A 6207-nucleotide genomic window follows, 5' to 3' on the forward strand; every position below is an offset into this window, starting at 1 on the left:
GCCCCTAGGATGGCAGTGTCCAAAGACTCCATCCACGAAACGGGTTAACCGACTCATGTCCGCCATAACCCGCGACGAGGTCGCACACCTGGCCCGGTTGTCCAGGCTGGCGCTCACCGACGACGAGCTCGACCACTACGCCACCCAGCTCGATGCCATCATCGAGTCGGTCGCGAAGGTCGCCGAGGTCGCCGCCGAGGATGTGCCGCCTTCGTCGCACGCGCTTCCGCTGACCAACGTCTTCCGTGCCGACGAGGTGAGTCCGTGCCTGACGCCGGAGCAGGCCCTCTCGGGCGCTCCCGCCGTCGAGGACGACCGCTTCCGGGTTCCGCGCATCCTCGGGGAGGAGGCATGAGCCTGATCCGCAAGACCGCCGCCGAGCTGGGCGCGATGATCGCCGGCGGCGAGGTGACGGCGGTCGAGGTGGCCGAGGCGCACCTCGACCGGATGGCCGAGGTCGAGCCCAAGGTCCAGGCGTTCCTGCACGTCGACCGTGAGACGACGCTGGAGCAGGCGCGGGCGATCGACGCCCGGCTCAAGGCCGGCGAGAAGCTCGGGCCGCTGGCCGGGGTGCCGATCGCGCACAAGGACATCTTCACCACGCGCGACATGCCGACGACGGCCGCCTCCAAGATCCTCGAGGGGTGGCGGCCGCCGTACGACGCGACCGTGACCGCGCGGCTGCGCGAGGCCGGCCTGGTCATCCTGGGCAAGACCAACCTCGACGAGTTCGCCATGGGCTCCTCGACGGAGAACTCCGCGTTCCATCCGACGCGTAACCCGTGGGACCTGACGAAGGTGCCCGGCGGCTCGTCGGGCGGCTCCAGCGCCGCCGTGGCCGCGTACGAGGCGCCGCTGTCCACCGGCACCGACACCGGCGGCTCGATCCGGCAGCCCGCCGCGGTGACCGGCATCGTGGGCATGAAGCCGACCTATGGTGGTTCGTCCCGCTACGGGCTGATCGCGTTCGCGAGCTCCCTCGACACGCCTGGGCCGTTCGCGCGCAACGTGCTCGACGCGGCGCTGCTGCACGAGGCGTTCTCCGGCCACGACCCGATGGACTCGACGTCGATCGACGCGCCCGTGCCGTCGGTGGTCGAGGCCGCGAAGAACCCCGACATCGCCGGGATGCGCATCGGCGTGGTCAGGGAGTTCGGCGGCGAGGGCTACCAGCCGGGCGTGCTGGCCCGCTACCACGAGGCCGTCCAGCTCCTGGAGTCGCTCGGGGCCAAGGTCGTCGAGGTCTCCTGCCCGTCGTTCACGACCGCGCTGCCGGCCTACTACCTGATCGCGCCGTCGGAGTGCTCGTCCAACCTGGCCCGCTTCGACGCGATGCGCTACGGCCTGCGCGTGGGCGACGACGGCACCCGCAGCGCCGAGGAGGTCATGGCGCTGACCCGGGCCGCCGGGTTCGGCCCCGAGGTCAAGCGGCGCATCATGCTCGGCACGTACGCGCTGTCGAGCGGCTACTACGACGCCTACTACGGCCAGGCCCAGAAGGTGCGCACGGTCATCTCGCGCGAGTTCGAGGCCGCGTTCCAGCAGGTCGACGTGCTGGTGTCGCCGACCACGCCGACCACGGCGTTCTCGATCGGCGAGCGCGCCGACGACCCGATGGCGATGTACCTCGCCGACCTGTGCACCATCCCGTCCAACCTGGCCGGCAACGCGGCCATGTCGGTGCCGTGCGGCCTGGCCGACGAGGACGGCCTGCCGGTCGGCCTGCAGATCATGGCCCCGGTCCTGGCCGACGACCGCTGCTACCGCGTCGGCGCCGCCGTGGAGCAGGCGCTGGAGAGCCGCTGGGGCGGCCCGCTGCTGAAGGAGGCCCCGTCGCTATGACGATGCTCTATGACGAAGCGCTCGACCGGTTCGAGCCGGTGCTCGGGCTGGAGACGCACGTCGAGCTGGGCACCAGGTCGAAGATGTTCTGCGGCTGCAAGACCACCTTCGGCGCCCCGCCCAACACGCAGGTCTGCCCGACCTGTCTGGCATTCCCCGGCGCCCTGCCGGTGGCCAACGCCAAGGCCATCGAGTCGACCATCCGCATCGGCCTCGCGCTGAACTGCTCGATCGCCGAGTGGTGCCGCTTCGCCCGGAAGAACTACTTCTATCCGGACATGCCGAAGAACTACCAGATCTCCCAGTACGACGAGCCGCTCTGCTACGACGGCTACATCGACGTCGAGGTCAACGGCGAGACCGTGCGGATCGAGATCGAGCGGGTCCACCTGGAGGAGGACACCGGCAAGTCCACCCACGTGGGCGGCGCGACCGGGCGCATCCACGGGGCCGACTACTCGATCGTCGACTACAACCGGGCCGGCATCCCGCTGGTCGAGATCGTGACCAAGCCCATCCCCGGCACCGACCGGCTCGCGCCCGAGGTGGCCAAGGCGTACGTGACCGAGCTGCGCGAGATCATGCGCTCGCTGGGCGTCTCCGACGTGCGCATGGAGGAGGGGTCGCTGCGGTGCGACGTCAACGTCTCGCTGATGCCGCGCGGCTCGTCCGAGTGGGGCACCCGTACGGAGACCAAGAACGTGAACTCCCTGCGCAGCGTCGAGCGGGCGGTGCGCAGCGAGATCGAGCGTCAGGCGGGCGTGCTCGCCGAGGGCGGCAAGATCGTCCAGGAGACCCGCCACTTCCACGAGGACACCGGCACCACGACCTCGGGCCGGTCCAAGGAGGAGGCGCAGGACTACCGCTACTTCCCCGAGCCCGACCTGGTGCCGATCGCGCCCGACCCGGCGTGGGTGGCCGAGCTGAAGGCGGCCCTGCCCGAGCTGCCGTCGGTCAGGCGCAAGCGGCTGCAGGCCGAGTGGGGTCTGTCCGACCTCGACATGCAGGCCATGCACAACGCCGACGCGTTCGACCTGGTCGAGGCCACGGTCGCGGCCGGCGCCCCGGCGGCCGACGCGCGCAAGTGGTGGATGGGCGAGCTGGCCCGGCGGGCCAACGAGACCGGCACGTCGCTGGCCGAGCTGCCCATCACGCCGGCCCAGATCGCCCGGGTGACCGAGCTGGTGGCCTCGGGGGCGCTCAACGACAAGCTGGCGCGGGAGGTGCTCGAAGGCGTGCTGGCCGGTGAGGGCACGCCCGACGAGGTGGTCGAGAAGCGCGGGCTGCAGATCGTCAACGACGAGGGCGAGCTGTCGGCCATCATCGACCAGGTGCTGGCCGACAACGCCGACGCGGCCGACAAGGTCCGTTCCGGCAAGATCGCCGCGGCCGGCGCCCTGGTCGGCGGCGTCATGCGCGCCAGCAAGGGCAAGGCGGACGCGGCCCGCGCCCGCCAGCTCATCCTGGAGAAGCTCGGCGTCTCGGAGTGACCCCGTAGACGGCCCGTAGACGGCCCCGTCGATCCCGGAGGATCGGCGGGGCCGTCTCGCGCCGAGGGCCTGCCGGTGAGCGGTCAGGCGGCGTCTTCGAGATACCAGCGCAGCTCGACGGTGTTGCCGTCCGGGTCGCGCACGTACACCGACTGTGCGTCGCCACGCGCGCCGAACCGGCGGACCGGACCCTCCAGCACGGCGAGGACACCGGAATCGATCACCTGCTGCCAGTCCAGAGGATCGACGACGAGGCAGAGGTGGTCCACGTTGGATCCGCCTCGCGGACGTTCGACCAGATCGATGATGGTGGACTCGTTGACCCGTACCGAGGGGAAAGGCGCTTCACCCGCCCGCCACTCAGCGACCCGCTCCTGTTCGAGCCCGAGTGTTCCGGAGTAGAACTCCAGGGCCCGCTCGATGTCTCGGACGTTGAGGACCAGGTGATCGAAGGCTTTCACGCGCATCGGAGATCTCCTCGCATCAGCAGGTCACCGGCCGGGGCGTGAGGCCCGCTGCCGGGTGCCGAGGGTGAGCAGCAGCGATGCCGCCGTCAGTGCCACGCCGAACCAGACGACACTGGTGACGCCCAGGTGGTCGGCGAACAGCCCGCCGAGAAGCGCGCCCAGCGCGATGGAGGTGTTGTACGCCATCGTGTTGAGGGACATCGCGGCTTCGAAGGTGTCGGGCGCGGCGGCCTGCGTCATGTTGACCTGGCACAGCTGGACGACGCCGAAGGACACTCCCCAGAGGACCAGCGAGACGATCGAACCGGCCTGCCCGTGCCCGATCGCCGGCAGCGACAACAAGGACACCACGAGTCCGGCGCAGCCGACGATGAAACTGCCCCGCAGACTCCTGTTCACCGTGTACCCGGCGATGAAGTTGCCGGCCGCGCCTCCGGCGCCGTAGACCATCAGCACCACGGTGATGAAGAAGGGCGTGGCGGCCGCGCTGTCCTCCAGATAGGGGCGGACGAAGGTGTACGCCCCGAAATGCCCGAGCACGAACAGCACGACGGTGAACAACACCCGGCGTAGCGGCAGGTTCTTCGACGGAAGCCCGAAGACCTCCCGGACCGAAACCGCGTTCGCCGACGGCAGCGACGGGACGGCGGCCACGACCGTCAGGAGAACGAGCACGCTGAGACCGGCCCAGATGAGGAACGTGGTCCGCCAGTCGGTGAGGCTCTCCAGGATCGTTCCCAGCGGTATGCCCACGACTGCGGCGATCGAGATCCCGGACATGACGACCGCGGCGGCCCTGCTCGCGTGGCGCTCGGGAACGAGGCGCATCGCCATGCTCACGCCTATGGCCCAGAACACGCCGCTGGCGAATCCCATGACCAGCCGCGTCGTAAGGACCAGCGGATAGTTCGGCGAGATCGCGGTGATCACGTTTCCCACGGTCAGGATCGCTAGCAGCGTGGACAGCAGGACCCGTCGATTGACGCGCCTGCTCCAGGCCACGATGAACGGCACTCCCAGCCCGGCCGACACGCCGTACAAGGTGACTATCAGCCCGGCGAGGCCCACCGAGATGCTCAGGCTCGCGCTGATCGGGGTGAGCAGGCCGACGGGCATCAACTCGGTGGTGAGGAAGACGAAGAGGCTGGCGGTGATGGCGGAGACGCCGAGCCATGACCTCAAGGCAGAGTGCGGATGGTTGTCCTGTGCGGGCGACGTCAGACCGGTTGTCGTCATGGGTCAAGGGTGCGGGGCCGGCGATCGATGAGTCCAACACATACTTTTCATGGCGATCGATCGTGATGCACGATGGTTGAATGGAACTGCAGCAACTGAGGTACGTCGTCGCCGTCGCGGAGACCAGCAACTTCACCCGGGCCGCCGAACGGTGCCGGGTCGTGCAGTCGGCCCTCAGTCATCAGATCGCCGCTCTGGAACGGGAGCTGGGCGCCCGGCTGTTCGAGCGCACCAGCCGCCGCGTACGGCTGACGCCGGCCGGGGAGGCGTTCCTGCCCGCGGCCCGGGAGTGCCTGGAGGCCGCGGACCGCGCGCGGGCCGAGGTGGCGGCCGCCGGTGGGGAGATCCGCGGGCGGCTGGCCGTCGGCGCCATCCCCACCGTGGCGGCCGTCGACCTGCCGGTGGCCCTGAGGGACTACCGCCGGCGCCATCCGCGGGTGCACATCACGCTCACCTCGGCGGGCAGCGCGGAGCTCATCGATCGGGTCCGGCAGGGCGGCGTCGACGTCGCGTTCCTCGGCCTGCCGCCCCGCGCGGAGCCGAAGGGCGTCCAGAGTCGCCGGCTGGGCGGGGGCGAGCTGGTCGCCGTGGTCGCGCCGGATCACCACCTGGCGGTGAACGAGACGGACCTGCGGAGCCTGGCGGAGGAGCCGTTCATCGACTTCCGCGCCGGCGCGGCCGGGCGAGCGCAGTCGGACGAGGCCTTCGCGGCCGCGGGGGTGCGGCGTGAGGTGCCCTTCGAGGTGTCGTCCGCCGATTTCATGGTCGATCTGGTACGGCAGGGCCTCGGCGTGGGCATGCTGCCGGCCGCGTACGCGCCGCGCTTCCCCGACCTGCGCGTCATCCGCCTTCGCGATGCTCCCACCCGGGTGGAGCACCTGATCTGGGACAACCGGCCGTCCCCGGCGGCCACCGCCTTCCTGGAGCTGATCGCCTCGTCGCGTCCATGAGGGGCGTCCGGGTCCGCCGGCGCGGCGAGAACGGCGTGGGCGAGGTCCGCGCGGGAGATCGTGACGCCGCCCCGGACGTTGCGGTCCAGCGCGGTGCGGTACGCCCGGCGTCCACCGGCTCGCCACCGGAGCGGGGCCCGGCACGCGGCCGAGTGGGGGATCCTCGACCGCGGTGCCGGCTGAGACGCCCTAGTCCTCCTCGCGGGTGGGGAGGGGGACGCG

At 70.6% G+C, this 6207-nt stretch carries 6 protein-coding genes; 4 read left to right on the plus strand and 2 right to left on the minus strand.

Features of this window, described 5'->3' with window-relative positions; all coding sequences use genetic code 11:
- Nucleotides 1-55: 55 nt before the first annotated feature.
- From gatC to gatB, 3 genes are read left to right on the plus strand one after another with little or no spacing between them, the layout of a single operon-like run.
- A complete protein-coding gene (gene gatC / locus C1J01_RS23070) occupies nucleotides 56-355 on the plus strand; it encodes an Asp-tRNA(Asn)/Glu-tRNA(Gln) amidotransferase subunit GatC (RefSeq protein ID WP_111181056.1) in 300 nt (99 codons plus the stop codon).
- Nucleotides 352-1842 (plus strand): Asp-tRNA(Asn)/Glu-tRNA(Gln) amidotransferase subunit GatA, encoded by a 1491-nt coding sequence (gene gatA, locus C1J01_RS23075; protein WP_111181057.1) that lies wholly within the window; start codon nucleotides 352-354, stop codon nucleotides 1840-1842. The genes gatC and gatA overlap by 4 nt, the downstream gene beginning before the upstream one ends.
- A gap of 2 nt (nucleotides 1843-1844) precedes the next feature.
- Nucleotides 1845-3332, plus strand: coding sequence for an Asp-tRNA(Asn)/Glu-tRNA(Gln) amidotransferase subunit GatB (gatB, locus tag C1J01_RS23080; protein ID WP_111181062.1), 1488 nt, complete (start codon nucleotides 1845-1847; stop codon nucleotides 3330-3332).
- 83 nt (nucleotides 3333-3415) lie between these two features.
- Here the strand turns inward: gatB and C1J01_RS23085 are convergent, their stop codons facing one another.
- Nucleotides 3416-3799 carry a VOC family protein gene (locus C1J01_RS23085; RefSeq protein WP_111181058.1) on the minus strand — a complete coding sequence of 128 codons (384 nt, stop codon included), beginning with the start codon at nucleotides 3797-3799 and terminating at the stop codon, nucleotides 3416-3418.
- A 24-nt stretch (nucleotides 3800-3823) separates the two neighbouring features.
- Complete coding sequence (locus tag C1J01_RS23090; RefSeq protein ID WP_111181059.1) at nucleotides 3824-5035, minus strand: MFS transporter; 1212 nt, start codon at nucleotides 5033-5035, stop codon at nucleotides 3824-3826.
- A gap of 80 nt (nucleotides 5036-5115) precedes the next feature.
- Between C1J01_RS23090 and C1J01_RS23095 the strand changes: the two genes are divergently transcribed.
- The gene (locus C1J01_RS23095; RefSeq protein WP_111181060.1) at nucleotides 5116-5985 is read left to right on the plus strand and encodes a LysR family transcriptional regulator; all 870 of its coding nucleotides are present in this window, start codon (nucleotides 5116-5118) and stop codon (nucleotides 5983-5985) included.
- Nucleotides 5986-6207 lie beyond the last annotated feature (222 nt).

The sequence above is a fragment of the Nonomuraea aridisoli genome, assembly GCF_003236395.1.
GTDB classification, from domain to species: Bacteria; Actinomycetota; Actinomycetes; order Streptosporangiales; family Streptosporangiaceae; genus Nonomuraea; species Nonomuraea aridisoli.

Bases quoted from the DNA above. Each gene is read 5' to 3' on its own strand.
- gatC (WP_111181056.1), top strand. From the start codon at position 56: ATGTCCGCCATAACCCGCGACGAGGTCGCACACCTGGCCCGGTTGTCC.
- gatA (WP_111181057.1), top strand. From the start codon at position 352: ATGAGCCTGATCCGCAAGACCGCCGCCGAGCTGGGCGCGATGATCGCC.
- gatB (WP_111181062.1), top strand. From the start codon at position 1,845: ATGCTCTATGACGAAGCGCTCGACCGGTTCGAGCCGGTGCTCGGGCTG.
- C1J01_RS23085 (WP_111181058.1), bottom strand. From the start codon at position 3,799: ATGCGCGTGAAAGCCTTCGATCACCTGGTCCTCAACGTCCGAGACATC.
- C1J01_RS23090 (WP_111181059.1), bottom strand. From the start codon at position 5,035: ATGACGACAACCGGTCTGACGTCGCCCGCACAGGACAACCATCCGCAC.
- C1J01_RS23095 (WP_111181060.1), top strand. From the start codon at position 5,116: ATGGAACTGCAGCAACTGAGGTACGTCGTCGCCGTCGCGGAGACCAGC.